Origin of the sequence: Streptomyces sp. NPDC013187, assembly GCF_042899705.1 — a bacterium.
GTDB classification, from domain to species: Bacteria; Actinomycetota; Actinomycetes; order Streptomycetales; family Streptomycetaceae; genus Streptomyces; species Streptomyces hawaiiensis_A.
Genome location: NZ_JBIBAF010000027.1, coordinates 41,293 through 57,531 on the forward strand (window position 1 = coordinate 41,293; position 16,239 = coordinate 57,531).

17 protein-coding genes are annotated in these 16,239 nt (G+C 69.5%); 5 read left to right on the top strand and 12 right to left on the bottom strand.

What is annotated here, in order from left to right; genetic code table 11:
• Positions 1–125 precede the first annotated feature (125 nt).
• From ACFY5B_RS37635 to ACFY5B_RS37645, 3 genes are all read left to right on the top strand, one after another.
• Positions 126–581 (top strand): hypothetical protein, encoded by a 456-nt coding sequence (locus tag ACFY5B_RS37635; RefSeq protein ID WP_389979135.1) that lies wholly within the window; start codon positions 126–128, stop codon positions 579–581.
• Between the two features lie 112 nt (positions 582–693).
• On the top strand, positions 694–1,062 hold the full coding sequence (locus ACFY5B_RS37640; RefSeq protein WP_389979138.1) for a hypothetical protein: 369 nt from the start codon (positions 694–696) through the stop codon (positions 1,060–1,062).
• A gap of 117 nt (positions 1,063–1,179) precedes the next feature.
• Positions 1,180–1,398: a hypothetical protein gene (locus ACFY5B_RS37645; RefSeq protein WP_389979142.1), complete on the top strand. Its 219-nt coding sequence runs from the start codon at positions 1,180–1,182 to the stop codon at positions 1,396–1,398.
• 68 nt (positions 1,399–1,466) lie between these two features.
• Here the strand turns inward: ACFY5B_RS37645 and ACFY5B_RS37650 are convergent, their stop codons facing one another.
• From ACFY5B_RS37650 to ACFY5B_RS37660, 3 genes are all read right to left on the bottom strand, one after another.
• Positions 1,467–1,625 (bottom strand): hypothetical protein, encoded by a 159-nt coding sequence (locus ACFY5B_RS37650; protein ID WP_389979145.1) that lies wholly within the window; start codon positions 1,623–1,625, stop codon positions 1,467–1,469.
• 123 nt (positions 1,626–1,748) lie between these two features.
• The gene (locus ACFY5B_RS37655) at positions 1,749–1,931 is read right to left on the bottom strand and encodes a hypothetical protein (RefSeq protein ID WP_389979147.1); all 183 of its coding nucleotides are present in this window, start codon (positions 1,929–1,931) and stop codon (positions 1,749–1,751) included.
• Positions 1,932–2,014: 83 nt separating this feature from the next.
• A complete protein-coding gene (locus ACFY5B_RS37660) occupies positions 2,015–4,321 on the bottom strand; it encodes an alpha-L-fucosidase (protein WP_389979150.1) in 2,307 nt (768 codons plus the stop codon).
• Between the two features lie 382 nt (positions 4,322–4,703).
• Here ACFY5B_RS37660 and ACFY5B_RS37665 point away from each other — a divergent pair, with 382 nt between their 5' ends.
• A complete protein-coding gene (locus ACFY5B_RS37665) occupies positions 4,704–6,143 on the top strand; it encodes an RICIN domain-containing protein (RefSeq protein ID WP_389979152.1) in 1,440 nt (479 codons plus the stop codon).
• 78 nt (positions 6,144–6,221) lie between these two features.
• On the opposite strand, the gene ACFY5B_RS37670 is transcribed toward ACFY5B_RS37665, so the two are convergent.
• The 9 genes from ACFY5B_RS37670 to ACFY5B_RS37710 are packed head-to-tail and all read right to left on the bottom strand — an operon-like array spanning position 6,222 to position 14,337.
• Entirely contained in the window at positions 6,222–6,857 is a 636-nt protein-coding gene (locus tag ACFY5B_RS37670; RefSeq protein ID WP_389979155.1) for a lactate utilization protein C, read from the bottom strand.
• Positions 6,854–8,353: a LutB/LldF family L-lactate oxidation iron-sulfur protein gene (locus tag ACFY5B_RS37675; protein WP_389979158.1), complete on the bottom strand. Its 1,500-nt coding sequence runs from the start codon at positions 8,351–8,353 to the stop codon at positions 6,854–6,856. The genes ACFY5B_RS37670 and ACFY5B_RS37675 overlap by 4 nt, the downstream gene beginning before the upstream one ends.
• A complete protein-coding gene (locus ACFY5B_RS37680) occupies positions 8,350–9,090 on the bottom strand; it encodes a (Fe-S)-binding protein (RefSeq protein WP_389979161.1) in 741 nt (246 codons plus the stop codon). The genes ACFY5B_RS37675 and ACFY5B_RS37680 overlap by 4 nt, the downstream gene beginning before the upstream one ends.
• On the bottom strand, positions 9,081–9,989 hold the full coding sequence (locus ACFY5B_RS37685; RefSeq protein ID WP_389979164.1) for an amidohydrolase family protein: 909 nt from the start codon (positions 9,987–9,989) through the stop codon (positions 9,081–9,083). Before ACFY5B_RS37685 ends, ACFY5B_RS37680 begins: the two co-directional genes overlap by 10 nt.
• Positions 9,986–10,297, bottom strand: a complete 312-nt coding sequence (locus ACFY5B_RS37690) for an L-rhamnose mutarotase (protein ID WP_389979166.1) — start codon at positions 10,295–10,297, stop codon at positions 9,986–9,988. Before ACFY5B_RS37690 ends, ACFY5B_RS37685 begins: the two co-directional genes overlap by 4 nt.
• On the bottom strand, positions 10,294–11,322 hold the full coding sequence (locus ACFY5B_RS37695) for an aldo/keto reductase (protein WP_389979169.1): 1,029 nt from the start codon (positions 11,320–11,322) through the stop codon (positions 10,294–10,296). The genes ACFY5B_RS37690 and ACFY5B_RS37695 overlap by 4 nt, the downstream gene beginning before the upstream one ends.
• The gene (locus ACFY5B_RS37700; protein WP_389979172.1) at positions 11,319–12,095 is read right to left on the bottom strand and encodes an SDR family NAD(P)-dependent oxidoreductase; all 777 of its coding nucleotides are present in this window, start codon (positions 12,093–12,095) and stop codon (positions 11,319–11,321) included. Before ACFY5B_RS37700 ends, ACFY5B_RS37695 begins: the two co-directional genes overlap by 4 nt.
• Complete coding sequence (locus tag ACFY5B_RS37705) at positions 12,092–13,474, bottom strand: L-fuconate dehydratase (RefSeq protein ID WP_389979175.1); 1,383 nt, start codon at positions 13,472–13,474, stop codon at positions 12,092–12,094. The genes ACFY5B_RS37700 and ACFY5B_RS37705 overlap by 4 nt, the downstream gene beginning before the upstream one ends.
• An 11-nt stretch (positions 13,475–13,485) precedes the next feature.
• Positions 13,486–14,337 carry a fumarylacetoacetate hydrolase family protein gene (locus ACFY5B_RS37710; protein ID WP_389979178.1) on the bottom strand — a complete coding sequence of 284 codons (852 nt, stop codon included), beginning with the start codon at positions 14,335–14,337 and terminating at the stop codon, positions 13,486–13,488.
• Between the two features lie 849 nt (positions 14,338–15,186).
• Between ACFY5B_RS37710 and ACFY5B_RS37715 the strand changes: the two genes are divergently transcribed.
• Complete coding sequence (locus ACFY5B_RS37715; RefSeq protein ID WP_389979181.1) at positions 15,187–16,239, top strand: sugar ABC transporter substrate-binding protein; 1,053 nt, start codon at positions 15,187–15,189, stop codon at positions 16,237–16,239.

The window sequence follows — 16,239 nt, forward strand, 5'->3', positions numbered from 1 at the left end:
ACCTACGAGTGGAACGGCAACGCCAGATTCGGCAACTGGACCAGAAACGTGTTCGTGGAAGACAAGGTCGGCTGGGCCATCAACGGCCGCATCTGACTGGCTCTCGGAAGACAAGGAGGCAACCCATGCAGATCAAGCGCACGAAGCGCCGCACGGCGATGCTCGCAGCAATCGCCATGACGTCCGGTGGCCTGTTCGCGGTCATGGCACCCGGAATCGCTGAGGCCCAGTCAGGATCCCGCATCTGCGGCAACTGGTGGGCGGGCACCTACAACGGCGGCACGCAAGAGGTCATCTGGTCGAGAGTGATCGAAGTCCCCAAGACCGACGGCATCGCCTGCCAGCGTGCGATCGACAGGACCGACAAGGTCGGACTTACGACTCTGCCGCAGCGCATCAAGAACTTCAAGGACCTGAAGTGGGGCGCCCGGCAGCGGATTTCGGGCTGGTCCTGCGAGACGTACTCCCAGGACCTGATGAGCGCCAAGTACGGCGACGACGTGTGCCTCAAAATGACTCGGGCGGACACAGCGGTCGAGGTCAACAACCGTACGATCAGCCAGTACTGGGTCGACAACTGACCTGGCCCGCACGCGAGGGCCGGGTACCGGCGGGCCACGCCGGCCCGTCCGCCCACTGGCCATGACAACACCCAGCGGTCTCACTCCCGGACGGGAGTGAGACCGCTGGCCTGTGTGGGCCGCTGTCATGGTCTTCCGGTACACGACGGAGAGCGCCGAGGGACTGTCCGGAACGATCTCCCTCAAGTCCGCGCAGGGGGGCACGACCACCGTCGACGCCACCAACCGGCGGATCACGTTCCGAGGGACCATGGCCAACGCCTTGAAGCACTCCTGCACCGTCCAAATCGCGCACACCGACGGCACCTTCAGCGCCGACGGTTCGGTGCTGCGGTTCAGCAAGTGCCGTCTTGCGTCCGCGTCGGTAGCGTGTGGACAGCTGAGAGAGCGCGAGCAAGACGAGCCGGCCCTGACCGGGATGCGCCGCGAGGAACTGGCGGCCCTGTTCAGGAAGATCACGACTGAGCTGGGCTTTGCGTGAAAAACGCCTGCACGGCAAGCGTGGCGGACCTTGCCGCCATGGGGCCGGAGACAACAAGCGCCCGGTCCTCGCCCCTGCGGACCGGGACCTGCTGAGCGTGATCTACCGCCGGCACGTGTGCTCGCAGAAGTTGCGGGCGAGATGCTGGGCCTGTGCCAGCGCACCATCGGCCCGTCCATCAAGGAGGTCCGACGGCTCCTTCAGGACAACGGCATCTCCATCACGCCCACCACGCTGTGTTTCTCAAGCGGTCAGGAGATCGAGGACTTCGTACGCACCGGGCACCGGTCACCACCCGGCTCCAGCTCACACACCGCCTGGCCGACCCGGCCCTGATCGGGATGGACCGCACTGAACTCGCCGACCTCATATCAGTTGTTGCTGCACGGCCCACGGCGGCGGCCTCAGCAGGCCGCCTTGATCGAGCGGCACCGCAGCAGCAGCGCGGCGGACCGCGCCAGCCAGGCACCCGCGGAGGCGTCTTCCGTCAGTGGCCGGGTCGGCGGTCGTCCGGCCCACACGCGGATGTGCGGGCCGGAGCCACCGTGAGGAAGGCCCCTCATGCCCTGGACTGGTCCCTCTGATGCAGACGGCACCAAGCCGCTGCTCGCCGCTGCCACTACCGCAGAAGAGGCAACGATTTCTGCAGTACTAGCCCCCATGGCCGACATCGGCGACGACACCGCCTACGGCTCCAAGACCACCATCGTCCTGTTCCAGGGCGCCTCGGGCACCTCGTAGCTGTACATGGGCGACCGCTGGGGCAACTCCATGGGCGGCACGGTCAACGACCCCCAGTACGTCTGGCTGCCGCTGACCTTCTCCACCCGGACCACCATGAACATGCCGTGGTTCCGCCAGACGGCCATTGACACCGCCGCCGGCACGGATCTGTGTAGCGCCCGGCTGCTGGTGCGCTTCGTTCCGCACCGGTTCCCCCAGCCACGGCGGTCTACAGGGCGATGACCTGCCATTCCTGGTTGGTGCTGCCGGTGTTGGGCCACTGGATGACCTTGGCGCCGTCCGCGGTGGAGGCGTCCTTGACATCGGCGCACCAGCCGTTGCCGACGTTGACGAGCCGGTAGTAGCCGCTGGTCGCGGGGACCAGTTTCCACCACTGGTTGCTGCTGTCGGTGTCGGTCGCCTGGTCCAGGATCGCGCCCTGGGCGGAACCGTTGGGGCTGTTCAGGACCTTGCCGCTGCGGACGTTGGACAGCCGGTAGGAGCCGTCGGTGTTCGGCAGCAGCTTCCACTGCTGGTTGGTGCCGCCGGTCGAGGGCCACTGGATGATCTGCGCGCCGTCGGTGCTGGAGGCGTCGCTGACGTCGAGCACCTTGCCGCTCTTGCGGTTCACCAGCCGGTAGGTGCCCAGGTCGGCGGCGAAGGGCCGGTCGTAGACCTCCAGGTTGCGGATAGAGGCCCAGACACCGGAGGGCAGTCCGGTGACCGTCACCCTCACGTACCGGGCCGAGGCATTGAACATGGCGACCTGCACCTGGCTGGTGCTGGTGGTGGCGGTGCGGTCGGCCAGGGTGGTCCAGTTGGTGTTGTCGGTGGAACCCTCGATCTTGTATCGGTAGTTGGTGGCGTCCAGCTCCCAGGCGATCCGGGTGCCGGTGACCGGCCTGACCGACCCCAGGTCCACCTTCAGCCAGTTGCCGAGGTTGCCGTTGTTCGCGCACCACCGGGTGGCGGTGGAGCCGTCGACGGCCTTGGCCGCGGTGTTGCCCTTGGAGCTCTCCTCGCTGCTGGCCGTGGCGGTCCTGCCGGCGGCGATGTCGGCCGGCTGCACCGTCCGGTCCAGGGTGACGCCGACCACGCTGTCCTGGGGGATGCGGGTGCGGTTGATCCCGGTGATGGTCACCTTGCCGCTGTCGTCGACGCTGAACGACAGGTCGGTGCCCGACGCGACGTCGAAGACCCGGGTGACCGACGCGTCCCCGATCCGCGGGGTGGTGAAGGAGGTACCGGTATAGCCGGGCAGCAGGTGGACGTAGAAGGTCTTGTCCTTGTAGGTGTAGCCGTACTTGCCGTCCACCGGGTTCCACGGGCCGCCGCGGGTGCCGTACACGGCTTCACCGCACGTGGTCAGGAAGGATCCGATCTGGCGTACCAGTGCCTGCTGGCCGCTGGGGACCGCGCCGGTGCGGTCGGGCCCGACGTTGACCAGGCAGGTCATGTTGCGCACCCAGGCGTTGACCAGGATGTTCATCGCGGTGCCGAAGCTCATCACGCTGGAGCCGGCCTTGTAGCCCCAGGCGCCGCCGATGGTGAAGGCCTTCTCCGACACCTTGCCGGTGCGGATCGCGCCGGTCGGGACGGAGGGGCCCTCCTCGCTGGCGAAGTCGCCGATCCAGCCGGAGCGCAGGGTGGTGACGGCATCGGGCTGGTACTTGCGCACCAGGCCGGTCAGACCCAGAGGCTTGCCGGTGGCCGGGTCGGTGTCACCGAAGGCGGCGTCCACCGGCCACTCGTTCGCCGGATCGCGGAACTTGCCCGGCTCCCAGAAGAACGCGGCGTCCCGGTCGGAGCCCTGCTGGCCGAGCCAGCCGCCGTCCCACCAGATGTCATCGATCTTGCCGTACTGGGTCACCAGCTCCTTGACCTGCTGGTACACCTCGTTCTTCATGATCCGCGCGTTCTCCTTGTGCGCGGGATCGGTGGTGTAGCCCCAGGCGTTGGGCAGGCAGTTGGTGCCATTGACGTCGTAGTAGCCGGGGTAGCGCCAGCTCAGGGGCGAGAAGTACAGGCCCACCTTCAGCCCGGCGTCGCGCACGGCGGTGACGTACGGGCCGACGAAGTCCTTCTGCAGCGGGGCCTGCCCGGAGTGCCAGGCGTTGGCATGGGTGGAGGGCCACAGCGCGAAGCCGTCGTGGTGGCGGGCGGTGAGCACGGTGTACTTGGCGCCCATGTCCTTGGCGAGCTGGGCCCAGTCTGCCGGGTTGTACGCGCTGGCGGTGAACTGTTCGCTGGTGGCGTCGGTGACGTACTTCTTGTAGTTCTCCGGGGTGACGCCGGCGTTCTCCATGTACCACTCGCCCTTGGCCGGGCCGGAGTAGGGGCCCCAGTGGATGAACATGCCGATCTTGGCGTCCTGCAGCCACTGGATCTTCTCGTCCGACTGCTGCTCGATCCCCATGTCCAGCTTGGGGATCCGCAGGGGCGGGAGCGGCAGGGGCTGGGAGGAGGTGGCGGCGTGTGCGGGGGCCGACAGGGCGGGTGTGACGACAGCGGCGACCGTCATGGCCGCCATACCCATCAGCACTCTCCGTCGAGTGAGCGGTTCTGACAAGGGGATCTCTCCTGACTGTCCACGGGACAGCACGGACCGTGCTGCGGCTCAGTGTCCCGACCCGAATAGATCGGATGAGTCATCCATGGTTGATAGGTGTCCAGGTGCGACGTTCGAGGGTGACACCTCGTCGTGATGACGTTGGATGTATTAATGGTCAGAGGGATGCATCCTGTCCAGAGGGCCGACGCGGAATCTCTCACACTGAACAGGTCAGCCGATCAGTGGAGACATGAGGGAATCCCACAGACATCGGATGTTCCCTTGACGTAATCAGCCGCCATCCCTACCGTCTCGCCAAAGGGACCGCACACTAACAAACATTCCATAACCGTCGTTGAGGAACCCGATGCTCCGACGCACTCTCACACTCACGCTGGCCGCCACCCTGAGCGTGTTCACTTTGCTGGTCACTGGATCGCCTGCACAAGCGGCCCCGGTCACCGTCACCAACGCCACCCAGTTCACCGACACCACCGGCTCCGTGATCCACGCCCATGGCGGCGGAGTGATCAAGGTCGGCTCCGCCTACTACTGGTTCGGCGAGAACCGCAACGCCGACAACACCTTCAAGGCCGTCTCCGTCTACCGCTCGACGGACCTCAAGACCTGGGAGTTCAGACGCGACGTCCTGACCCAGGCCAGCAATCCCGAACTCGCCGTCGCCAACATCGAACGCCCGAAGGTGATCTTCAACAGCACCACCGGCAAGTTCGTGATGTGGATGCACAAAGAGAACGGCAGCGACTACAACCAGGCCCGCGCCGCCGTCGCCGTCTCCGACACCGTCGACGGCGACTACACCTGGCAGGGCAGCTTCCGGCCGCCGTCCGGCACCACGTCCCGCGACATGACGCTGTTCAGGGACGACGACGGCACCGCGTACCAGATCACGTCCACATCCGGCAACGCCGACCTGCAGATCTGGAAGCTCAACGCCGCCTACACGGCGTACGACAGCCTGGTCGCCAACCCGTGGGCCGGCACCTTCCGCGAGGCACCGGCGCTGTTCAAGCGGGACGGCGTCTACTTCATGCTCACCTCCGGCAACAGCGGCTGGAAGCCCAACCAGCAGAAGTACGCGACCGCGACCAGCCTCACCGGCCCGTGGACCGCCATGGCCGACATCGGCGACGACACCGGCTACGGCTCCCAGACCACGTTCGTCCTGCCCGTCCAGGGCACCTCGGGCACCTCCTACCTCTACATGGGCGACCGCTGGGGCAACTCCATGGGCGGCACGGTCAACGACTCCCAGTACGTCTGGCTCCCGCTGACCTTCCCGACCCGGACCACCATGAACCTGCCCTGGTACCCGCAGATCGCCATCGACACCGCTGCCGGCACGGTCACCGGTGTGGGCGGCGGCCCCTACTACAATTTGATCGCCCGGCACAGCTCCAAGTGCCTCGACATCTCCGACAACTCCGCCGCCGACAGCGCCATCGCCCTCCAGTACACCTGCGGCAGCGGCCTCAACCAGCAGTGGCGGCTGCAGGACGCCGGTGGCGGTTACGTCCGCGTGCTCGCCCAGCACAGCGGCAAGTGCCTGGACGTCGCGAACAACTCCACCGCCGACGGCGGCGTAGTGAACCAGTTCCGCTGCACGACCGGCACCAACCAGCAGTGGCAGGTCCAGGACCAGGGCAGCGGCTACTACCGGCTGGTGGCCCGGCACAGCGGCAAGTGCCTGGACGTGAAGGACGCCTCCACCGCCAACGGCGCCCGCCTGATCCAGTGGACCTGCGGCACCGGCACCAACCAGCAGTTCCAGCGCCGGGCGGTCTGACGACGAGCCGTGCCCGGCGGGTGGCGTCTCGCGCCACCCGCCGGGCTTCGTGCTGTACCCCACCGTGCCGCCGTGCCGCTACTCGTCCGTGATCACGACGATGTCCAGGGTCCGTGGTCCGTGGACGCCCTCGATACGGTCCAGTTCGATGTCGCTGGTGGCCGACGGGCCGGATACGAGTGTCAGCGGCCGGTACGGGTCGAGCCGCCTCAGCGCCTCGGGCACGTCCGGTGCGATCTGGTCCGCCCGGACCACGCAGATGTGCTGGTCCGGCAGTAGTGTCAGGACCCGGCGTCCCTGGCCGAGGCCGTGGTCGAGGATCACGGTCCCGGTGACCGCGATGGCGGTGGCGACGGTGGTGACCACGGCGTCCGCCGCGTCGAGCCGTCCGGTCGTCAGCGGCGGGGCGTCTCCCATCTGCGTCCAGGGCCCCTCGGGGACCAGGTCGCCCGGGAGCCCCGGCGGCACCACGACCGAGCGCGCCCCGGTGCGTGTCAGCGCGCGGCCGACGGCGGCCGCGGCTTCGGCTGCCGGAGCCCGCGTCACCGTGGCGCGGTAGTCGGCGGCGCGCTCGGTGAACAGCCCGACGATGTCCGGCTCCGCGTGGCCGGCGCGACGACCGTGCGGGACGGGCGGGTAGTCGGGCCGCTCGTGGCCGGGTACGCCGGCCAGGGCTTTCCTCACCGCGCTCAGGACGGTCTCCCGGTTGCTCATCGTCGCCCCTTTTCTGCCGCCGGCGTACGGTCTTCGTCCCGCGCAGTCGTCTTCGTACGGCGCCACCAGGCACGCAGCGACTCCCTGGCCGGGGCGGGCGTGTCGCGGGTGCCGGACCAGCCCGCGAGCGGCCCTGGCAATGCACCGATCCTGCCGTCACGGGCGATCAGCCGGGTCCCGCGGGCGGCAAGCCTCTGGGCTGTCGCGAGTCGTTTCGGGGAGGACAGCACCGCCGCGGCGGCTTTCATGGCCAGTGCCTCGGGGGTCGGCAGCAGCCGGTCCCGGCGCTTGGCTTCCACGGCCTCGGCGCGCAGGTGGACCAGCACCTCCGGAATGTTGATCTTCACGGGGCAGGCGTCGTAGCAGGCGCCGCACAGGGTCGAGGCGAAGGGCAGCGAGGCCGCGTTCTCGACGCCGACGAGCTGCGGGGTCAGGACGGCGCCGATCGGGCCGGGGTACACCGAGCCGTAGGCGTGGCCGCCGGTGCGCTCATAGACCGGGCAGACGTTCAGGCACGCCGAACAGCGGATGCACGACAGCGCCTGACGTCCGATCTCGTCGGTGAGGGTGGCGGTGCGGCCGTTGTCGAGCAGCACCAGGTGGAACTCCCGGGGGCCGTCGCCTTCGCTGACGCCCGTCCAGAGCGAGGTGTAAGGGTTCATGCGCTCGCCCGTGGACGAGCGCGGCAGCAGCTGGAGGAAGACGTCCAGGTCGGCGAAGGAGGGCAGGACCTTCTCGATGCCCATGACGGTGATCAGGGTTTCCGGCAGAGTCAGGCACATCCGTCCGTTACCCTCCGACTCCACGACCGCCACGGTGCCGGTGTCGGCGGCGGCGAAGTTGGCCCCGGAGACGGCGACCTTGGCCCGCAGGAACTTCTCCCGCAGGTGGAGCCGGGCCGCTTCGGCGAGGTCGCGTGGGTCGTCGGTGAGTCCGTCGGGGGCGGGTCGGCCCCACTCCCCCATCTCCCGCTGGAAGATTTCCCTGATCTCCGAGCGGCCCCGGTGGATGGCCGGCACGAGGATGTGGGAGGGGCGGTCGCCTCCCAACTGCACGATCAGTTCGGCGAGATCGGTCTCGTAGGCGTGGATGCCCGCTTCGGTGAGCGCCTCGTTCAGGCCGATCTCCTGGGTCGCCATCGACTTGACCTTGACGACCTCCCGCTCGCCGGTCGCCCGCACCAGACCGGTCACGATGCGGTTGGCTTCGTCGGCGTTCGCCGCCCAGTGGACCGTTCCGCCCGCGGCGGTCACCGCCTTCTCCAGGCGCAGGAGATGGTGGTCGAGGTGGCGCAGGGTGTGACGCTTGACGGCTGCCGCCCTCTCCCGCAGTTCCTCCCAGTCCTCCAGCTCGGCGGCGGCCGCCAGCCGCTTGTCGCGGATGGTGCTGGTAGCCCGGCGCAGGTTGGCGCGCAGCCGGGTGTCGGCGAGCGCGGTGCGTGCCGCCTCGGGGAAGGCCGGTGTGCCCAGCCATACGACGTTGTCGGCGCCGCTCACCGGGCGCTCCCTTCCGTGGAGGCCAGGATCTCGGCCAGGTGCAGGGTCCCGACGCCGGTACGGAGCCGGGACAGGCCGCCGCCGATGTGCGTGAGACAGGAGTTGTCGCCTGCGGTGAGGAACTCGGCACCCGTGTCCAGAACATGGCGCATCTTGTCGGCCAGCATCGCATTGGACACGTCCGCGTTCTTCAGCGCGAAGGTGCCGCCGAAGCCGCAGCAGGACTCGGCGGCGGGCAGTTCGACGAGGTCGATGCCCTTCACCGCGCGCAGCAGCCTGAGCGGCCGGTCCCCGACGCGCAACATGCGTAGCGAGTGGCAGGTCGGGTGGTAGGTGACCCGGTGCGGGAAGTACGCACCGACGTCGGTGACGCCAAGGACGTCGACGAGGAGTTCCGACAGTTCGTACACCGTCGGCGTCACCTGCTCGACCGCCTCGGTGAGGGCGGTGTCCCCGCACTGGGCGGCCACCACCCGGTGATGGTCGCGCACCATGGCCGTGCAGGATCCGGAGGGGGCGACCACGGCGTCGTAGCCCGCGAAGACGTTCGCGAAACGACGCACCATGGGCAGGGTTTCCGGACGGTAGCCGGTGTTGAAGTGCATCTGCCCGCAGCAGGTCTGGTCCTGCGGGAACTCCACGGTGTGCCCGAGGCGCTCCAGGAGAGCGGTCACCGCCTGGCCGGTGCGGGGGAACATCGTGTCGTTGAAACAAGTGATGAAGAGAGCTATGCGCATGGTGCTTCCTGGGACGGGCCCCGAGATTCGGGGACGGAGAGTCCGTAGGTCCGTACGGCGGTGCCGGTGAAGACATCGTGCCGTTCCGCGCGGGTGAGCCGGGCCGTCACCTCGCGCGTCGCGGCGACGACGTCGGCGTAGGAGCCGGCAAGCTGGCAGACCGGCCAGTCGGAGCCGAACATCACCCGCCCCGGGCCGAAGGCGTCCAGGACCGTGTCGGCGTACGGCGTGAGGTCCTCGACGGTCCAGGAGGCCCAGTCGGCCTCGGTGACCATGCCGGAGAGTTTGCAGACGGTGTTGGGCAGTCGGGCGAGCCGCCGGATGTGCGCGGCCCAGGGTTCGAGAGCGCCGGACGCGATGGGCGGCTTGCCCAGGTGGTCAAGGATGAACGTGAGGCCGGGGAGACGCTTGGCGGCCTGGACGGCGGTCGGCAGCTGGTGGTGCTTGACCACGAGGTCGTAGCTGAGGCCCGCCTGGGCGAGCGCGGTCAGACCGCGCAGGACGTCCGGGCGTAGCAGCCAGCGGGGGTCGGGCTCGCCCTGTACCTGGTGGCGGATGCCCATCAGGTACTGCCCGCCGGGGCGCTCACGCAGTGCGGCGAGGGCGTCGGTGACATCGGGTGCGGTGAGGTCGGTCCATCCGACGACCCCGGCGACCAGGGGGCTTCGTGCGGCGAGGTCGAGGAACTCCGGCGTCTCCTCGGGCACGGTGATCGTCTGCACGAGGACGGTGGCGGTGACCCCGGCCGCGCGGGCCTCCGGCTCCAGGTCGAGGAGGCCGAAGTTGCGGCGCAGCGGGGCGAGTTCAGGGCCGGTGATCCACTCCTGGTCACGGACGGACAGGTCCCAGACATGGTGGTGGGCGTCGACGACGCCCGGTTCCGGCCGGGGTGCGCTCACAGCTGCCACACCACCGGCAGTGAGGCGCCCGCGCCCTGCGCGGAGTAGTCGTGCGCGACGTCGAGCAGGTCCGCCATCCGCGCCTGCCAGGCGATGTTGACCGGCAGCTTCTCCAGTGCGGCGATCATCGCCGGGTAGTCGTCGACCTCGAGCAGGTGGAACAGGTCGGTTCCACTGCGCCAGATCGTCCACTCACTCACCCCTGCGGCACGGATGGCGGCGGTCAGCTCCTCGGGGACCTCCCGGTGTGCCGCCTCGTACTCCTCGATGCGGTCGGCGCGGACCTTGGTGTGCAGGGCGACCCTCATGACGGCTCCTTCGACGGCGTGGCCGGTGCGCTCGGCGTGGGTACGGGGACGGGGGTGTTCAAAGCCAGCAGGCCCTCGGCGCGCAGGTCGTCCCAGACGGCGTCCGGGATCGGGCGCCGCCACTGCTCCACCGTGTCGCGCACCTCCTCGGGTGACCGGGCACCGGTCAATACGCTCGCGACGGCTCGGTGGCCGAAGGGGAAGCGCAGAGCGGCGGCGCGCAGGGGCACACCGTGGCGCTCGGTGACCGCCAGCAGGCGCAGCGCCCGCTCCAGTACCGGCCTGGGCGCGGGCGCGTAGTCGTAGGTGGCGCCGGGCCGCGGGGCGGTGAGCAGCCCCGAGTTGAAAACCCCGCCGATGACGACGCTCCGGCCGCGGGCGGCGGCCTCGGGCAGCAGTTCGGCGAGCCCTTCCTGTTCCAGCAGGGTGTAGCGGCCGGCCAGCAGCACCACGTCGATGTCGGTCTCGCGCAGGAAACGGGCGGGCAGTGCGGATTGGTTCATCCCGACGCCGATCGCGCCCACGACTCCTTCGGCGCGCAGCCGCTCCAGCGCCGGGTACGCCTCGCGCAGGGCCTGCTGGGCGTGGTCGTCCGGGTCGTGCAGCAGGACGACGTCGACCCGGTCGAGGCCGAGGCGGTCCAGGCTCGCCTCCAGGGAGCGCAGGATTCCGTCGGCGCTGAAGTCCCAGACGCGGCGGTGGGAGGCGGGGGCTGCGAAGCCGTTCGCGAGGTCGTCGCCGTGACTGTCGTCCTGGTTCGGCACGAGGAGCCGGCCGACCTTGGTGGAGATGGTGTACGCATCCCGGGGGCGGCCGCGCAGCGCGGCGCCCAGCCGTCGCTCCGAGAGACCAAGACCGTAGTGGGGCGCGGTGTCGAAGGTGCGGATGCCGGCGTTCCAGGCCGCTTCCACGGTGGCGCGGGCCGCGTCGTCGGTGACGGGGTGGTAGAGGTTGCCGATGCCGGCACAGCCCAGCGCCAGTTCGGAGGCATGCACCGCGCTGCCGCCCAGCCTCGTGGTCCTCACGGCCGGGCCACCGGGCGCAGCCGCAGGCCCTGCATACCGCCGTCCACCGCGAGTGCGGTTCCGGTCACGCCGGCGGCGGCGGGGCTCGCGAGGTAGACGACGGCAGCCGCCACCTCGTCGGCGGTCACCAGACGCCCCATGGGCTGGCGGGCGTTGAGAGCGGCGCGTTCGGCCTCGGGGTCATCGGCGGCGTCCAGCAGCCGGGCCACCCAGGGGGTGTCGGCGGTGCCGGGGTTGACGCAGTTGACGCGGATGCCCTCGCGGACGTGGTCCGCGGCCATGGCCAGGGTGAGGGACAGCACGGCGCCCTTGCTGGCGGAGTACAGGGCGCGCTGCGGCAGTCCGGCGGTGGCGGCGATGGAGCAGGTGTTGACGACGACCGCGGTGCCCGGACGGGCAGTGGCGGCGCGGCGCAGGTGGGGCAGGGCGGCCCGGGTGGTGCGGACGATGCCGAGGACGTTGACGTCCAGGACGCGGTGCCACTGTTCGTCGGGGTTGTCCTCCACGGTGCCCGCCGCGCCGATGCCTGCGTTGTTGACGAGGATGTCGATGCCGCCGAGTCGCGTGGCAGCGGTCTGTACGGCGGCGCGTACGGAGGGGTCGTCGCTGACGTCGGCCACGAGGCCGAGCAGCGGTTGCGGCACGGCGCCGGGGTCGAGGTCGAGCACGGCCACCGCCGCGCCCTGTGCGGCCAGCGCACGGGCCGTGGCGAGGCCGATGCCGGAGGCGCCGCCGGTGACGACGGCCCGGAGCCCTGAGAGGTCGATGGTCATGCCGCGTCCTCCTGTCCGGCGGTGCCGGCCTGCCCCGGGGTCTCCGCCTGCCCGGCGGTATCAGCGCGATCGGCGACCCAGAACGTCCCGTCCGGGTAGGTGTAGGCGGCGATGGAGTCCTCCCGCATGGTGGCGGAGAAGCCGGGCGCGAGCGGCGCGCTGTAGTGACCGCCGCGCATCACCACGGGCGCGGTGAAGTGCTGATGAAGGTGGTCGACGTACTCGACGACCCGGTTCTCGGTCGTCCCGGACAGCGCCAGATAGTCGAACATCGACAGGTGCTGCACCAGCTCGCACAGCCCCACTCCCCCGGCGTGGGGGCACACCGGAACGCCGAACTTCGCGGCGAGCAGCAGGATCGCGAGGTTCTCGTTGACCCCGCCGACCCGGGCGGCGTCGATCTGGAGGACGTCGAGGGCGCCGGCCTGGAGGAGCTGTTTGAAGACGATGCGGTTCTGCACGTGCTCGCCGGTGGCCACCTTCACGGGGGCGACGGCCCGTCGTACGGTCGCGTGTCCGAGGACGTCGTCGGGGCTGGTCGGTTCCTCGATCCAGTACGGGTCGAACTCGGCGAGCGCCCGGGTCCACTCGATCGCCTCGTCCACGTTCCATCGCTGGTTGGCGTCGATGGCGATGCGGATGCCGTCGCCGACGGCGGCGCGGGCGGTGCGCAGCCGCCTGATGTCGTCGTCGAGGTCGGCGCCGACCTTGAGCTTGATCTGGGTGAAGCCGTCGGCGACGGCCTGCTTGGCCAGCCGGGTGAGCTTGTCGTCGGAGTATCCGAGCCAGCCCGGGGAGGTGGTGTAGCCGGGGTAGCCGCGTTCCAACAGGATCGCTTCGCGCTCGGCGAGCCCGGCCCGGCCCGCCCGGAGGAGAGCGAGGGCGTCCTCGGGGGTGAGGGCGTCGGCGATGTAGCGGAAGTCGATCTGGGAGACCAGCCACTCGGGTTCGGCGTGGGCGAGGAGCTGCCACAGCGGCTTGCCCTGTCGTTTGGCGGCCAAGTCCCACACGGCGTTGACCACGGCGCCGATCGCCATATGCATCAGGCCCTTCTCCGGGCCGAGCCAGCGCAGCTGGCTGTCCCCGATCAGGTCACGGCTGAGCGAGCCCGGGTCGGCGCACAGCTCCGCCACATCACGCCCCACCACGTGGTGGCGTAGTGCCTCGATCGCGGCGACCTGGACGTCGTTGCCGCGGCCGATGGTGAACGTGAAACCGTGGCCTTCCAGTCCGTCACCGGCGTCCGTGCGCAGCACCAGATAGGCGGCGGAGTAGTCGGGGTCCGGGTTCATCGCGTCGGAACCGTCCAGCTCCCGCGAGGTGGGGAAGCGGATGTCGTAGGTGTCGACGGCGGTGATCCGGGCGGGGATTGCAGTCAAGGGGGTGCCTCTCACGCTGGGGCGAAGGTCTGGCGCTGGCCGCCGAGCCCGTCGACGCAGAGCTCGACGGTGTCGCCGGGACGGAGGAAAGGGGTGCCGGGGAGGCCCAGGGCCACGCCGGCGGGCGTACCGGTGTTGATCACGTCGCCCGGCTCCAGGACCATGTACTGGCTCAGGTACGCCACGATGTGGGCGACCGGGAAGACCATGTCGCTGGTGTGGCCGTCCTGCCGCTTCACGCCGTTGACGCTCAGGTGCAGCCCGAGGTTCTGCGGGTCACCGACCTCGTCGGCGGTGACCAGCCACGGGCCGAGCGGGTTGAAGGTCTCGCACGACTTCCCCAGGTCCCACTGCGGCGAGTACTCCAGCTGAAACTCGCGCTCGGAGACGTCGTGGCTGACCGCGTAGCCGGCGATCGCCTTCCGTGCTGCCTCGGGCCCGTCGAGGTAGCGCGCCCGGCGGCCGATGACGACCGCCAGTTCGACCTCCCAGTCCGTCTTCACCGAGCCACGCGGGATCAGCACCTCGTCGTACGGTCCGACGACCGTGCCCGCGTCCTTCATGAACACCACGGGCCGCTCGGGAATCGGCGCGCCGGTCTCGGCGGCATGGTCGCGGTAGTTCAGACCGATGCAGACGACCTTGCCGGGGCGGGCCACCGGTGCGCCGATCCGCAGGCCGTCCGCGTCCAGCTCGGGCAGTTCCCCCCTCGTGACGGCGGCACGGGCCCGGTCGACACCGCCCGCGGCCAGGAAGGCGCCGTCGATGTCGTGGGCCACGGGAGACAGGTCCAGCAGCAGGCCGTCGTCGGTGCGGACGGCGGGGCGCTCCTCGCCGGGGGCGCCGACTCTTAGCAGTTTCACTGGGCAGCTCCCTTGCCGTGGGGTGATTTCGTCCGGGTGGGGGTGGCCGGCTGAGCAGGGGGCAGCCATGTGCCGGACGGAGGCGTACAGGGCATCGCCTGCCGACCGCCCGCCCCCCTCAGTCATCGGATGTATGCGGCATCGCGACTTTAGACGGAGGGACGCCTCTCTGACAATGAGATACCTCGGATGTATGCGCCGCATCGTGACGGTTCCACACTGGGCGCCACAGGCCACCAGCACCTCACCTGGTCAGAAAGGTGGCGCACGAACTGGCCCTCCGATGAATCCAGGGGCTTCTCCTGCGCCGCCCCTCCGCGGAGAGGGCGGCGCAGCGTTCTGGTGGCCGAGGGGCGACTCACGCCCTTACAAGGCATCCCGCGTGCCCCTGCGTCCACGCCGACCGGCAGCGCCGTTGCCGAATCGTGAGCTCGTTCCGCTCGTCCCGCCTCGCTTGAGGAGATGGAGAAAGTGCAGGTGGAAGTAGGTGGTGACGGCTGCCCCGCGGTGTCGCGCCGCGCCTGCGGAGGGGGGGAACCGGTCTGACGCAATTCAGGCAGGGGGAACCCTTGTCAAGTTCGGCAGTGCCGTCGTAACGTCCTCGGCGTCCGAGATACATCGGAGGAATGATCGACGTCTCTCAGCGCGACCCGCAGCGCGACCGTCGAACTCCGCCGCCTCGGCCACCGGCTGACCCTCATTTCCGTCCACATCGGGCGCGGTCGCACCTGCCTTGTGCCGAACCGACCGCTGTCCGCAGGCGTACTCGCCCTCCCCAGCGGGCCGGTACACCGCCCTCCCCCCCGTCGCCCTGCGGCTCACCGCCCTGGCCAAGGAGACAACACAGCCATGAAGCCCACCCGCACCCGCTCCACTGCCGCAGTCGCCACCGCCGTCCTCGCGATCGTGACCCTCGCCACCGGCTGCAACCGCGACAGCACGGCCTCCGCCACCTCGGGCAGCGGTGACAAGCCCGCCATCGGCATCGACCTGCCGCGTTCCGACTCGGACTTCTGGAACTCCTACGCCGAGTACCTGAAGAAGGACATCAAGTCCGAGGACATCAACGCGCTGCCGCTCAGCAACTCGCAGAACGACGTCACCAAGCTGGTCGCCAACGTGCAGGTGTTCCAGAACACGGGCGCCAAGGCCGTCGTCATGGCCCCCCAGGACACCGGCGCCATCGCTTCCACCCTCGACACCCTGGCGTCGAAGAAGATCCCCGTGGTCAGCGTCGACACCAGGCCCGACAAGGGCGACGTCTACATGGTGGTGCGCGCCGACAACCGGGCGTACGGCACCAAGGCGTGCGAGTTCCTCGGCGAGCAGCTGGGCGGGAAGGGCAAGGTCGCCGAGCTGCAGGGCGCCCTGGACTCCATCAACGGGCGCGACCGCTCCGAGGCCTTCGCCGCCTGCATGAAGGAGAAGTTCCCGAAGATCAAGGTGTTCGAGCTGCCCACCGACTGGAAGGGCGACGTGGCCTCCGCCAAGCTGCAGAGCCTGCTCGCCCAGCACCCGGACCTCAACGGCATCTACATGCAGGCCGGCGGTGTCTTCCTGCAGCCCACCCTGGCGCTGCTGGAGCAGAAGGGCCTGCTCAAGCCGGCCGGCGAGAAGGGCCACATCTCGATCATCTCCAACGACGGCATCCCGCAGGAGTTCGACGCCATCCGCAAGGGCCAGATCGACGCCACGGTGTCCCAGCCCGCCGACCTGTACGCCAAGTACGCGCTGTACTACGCCCAGGCCGCCGCCGAAGGCAAGACGTTCAAGCCGGGCAAGACCGACCACGACTCCACCATCGTCAAGATCCCGAACGGCCTGGAGGACCAGCTGCCGGCCCCGCTGGTGACCAAGGACAACGTCGACGACAAGGCCCTGTGGGGCAACAACGTCGGCTGA

Bases quoted from the DNA above. Each gene is read 5' to 3' on its own strand.
- ACFY5B_RS37670 (WP_389979155.1), bottom strand. From the start codon at position 6,857: ATGAGCAACCGGGAGACCGTCCTGAGCGCGGTGAGGAAAGCCCTGGCC.
- ACFY5B_RS37660 (WP_389979150.1), bottom strand. From the start codon at position 4,321: ATGGGTATGGCGGCCATGACGGTCGCCGCTGTCGTCACACCCGCCCTG.
- ACFY5B_RS37715 (WP_389979181.1), top strand. From the start codon at position 15,187: ATGAAGCCCACCCGCACCCGCTCCACTGCCGCAGTCGCCACCGCCGTC.
- ACFY5B_RS37680 (WP_389979161.1), bottom strand. From the start codon at position 9,090: ATGCGCATAGCTCTCTTCATCACTTGTTTCAACGACACGATGTTCCCC.
- ACFY5B_RS37700 (WP_389979172.1), bottom strand. From the start codon at position 12,095: ATGACCATCGACCTCTCAGGGCTCCGGGCCGTCGTCACCGGCGGCGCC.
- ACFY5B_RS37635 (WP_389979135.1), top strand. From the start codon at position 126: ATGCAGATCAAGCGCACGAAGCGCCGCACGGCGATGCTCGCAGCAATC.
- ACFY5B_RS37690 (WP_389979166.1), bottom strand. From the start codon at position 10,297: ATGAGGGTCGCCCTGCACACCAAGGTCCGCGCCGACCGCATCGAGGAG.
- ACFY5B_RS37650 (WP_389979145.1), bottom strand. From the start codon at position 1,625: ATGAGGGGCCTTCCTCACGGTGGCTCCGGCCCGCACATCCGCGTGTGG.
- ACFY5B_RS37655 (WP_389979147.1), bottom strand. From the start codon at position 1,931: ATGGCCGTCTGGCGGAACCACGGCATGTTCATGGTGGTCCGGGTGGAG.
- ACFY5B_RS37665 (WP_389979152.1), top strand. From the start codon at position 4,704: ATGCTCCGACGCACTCTCACACTCACGCTGGCCGCCACCCTGAGCGTG.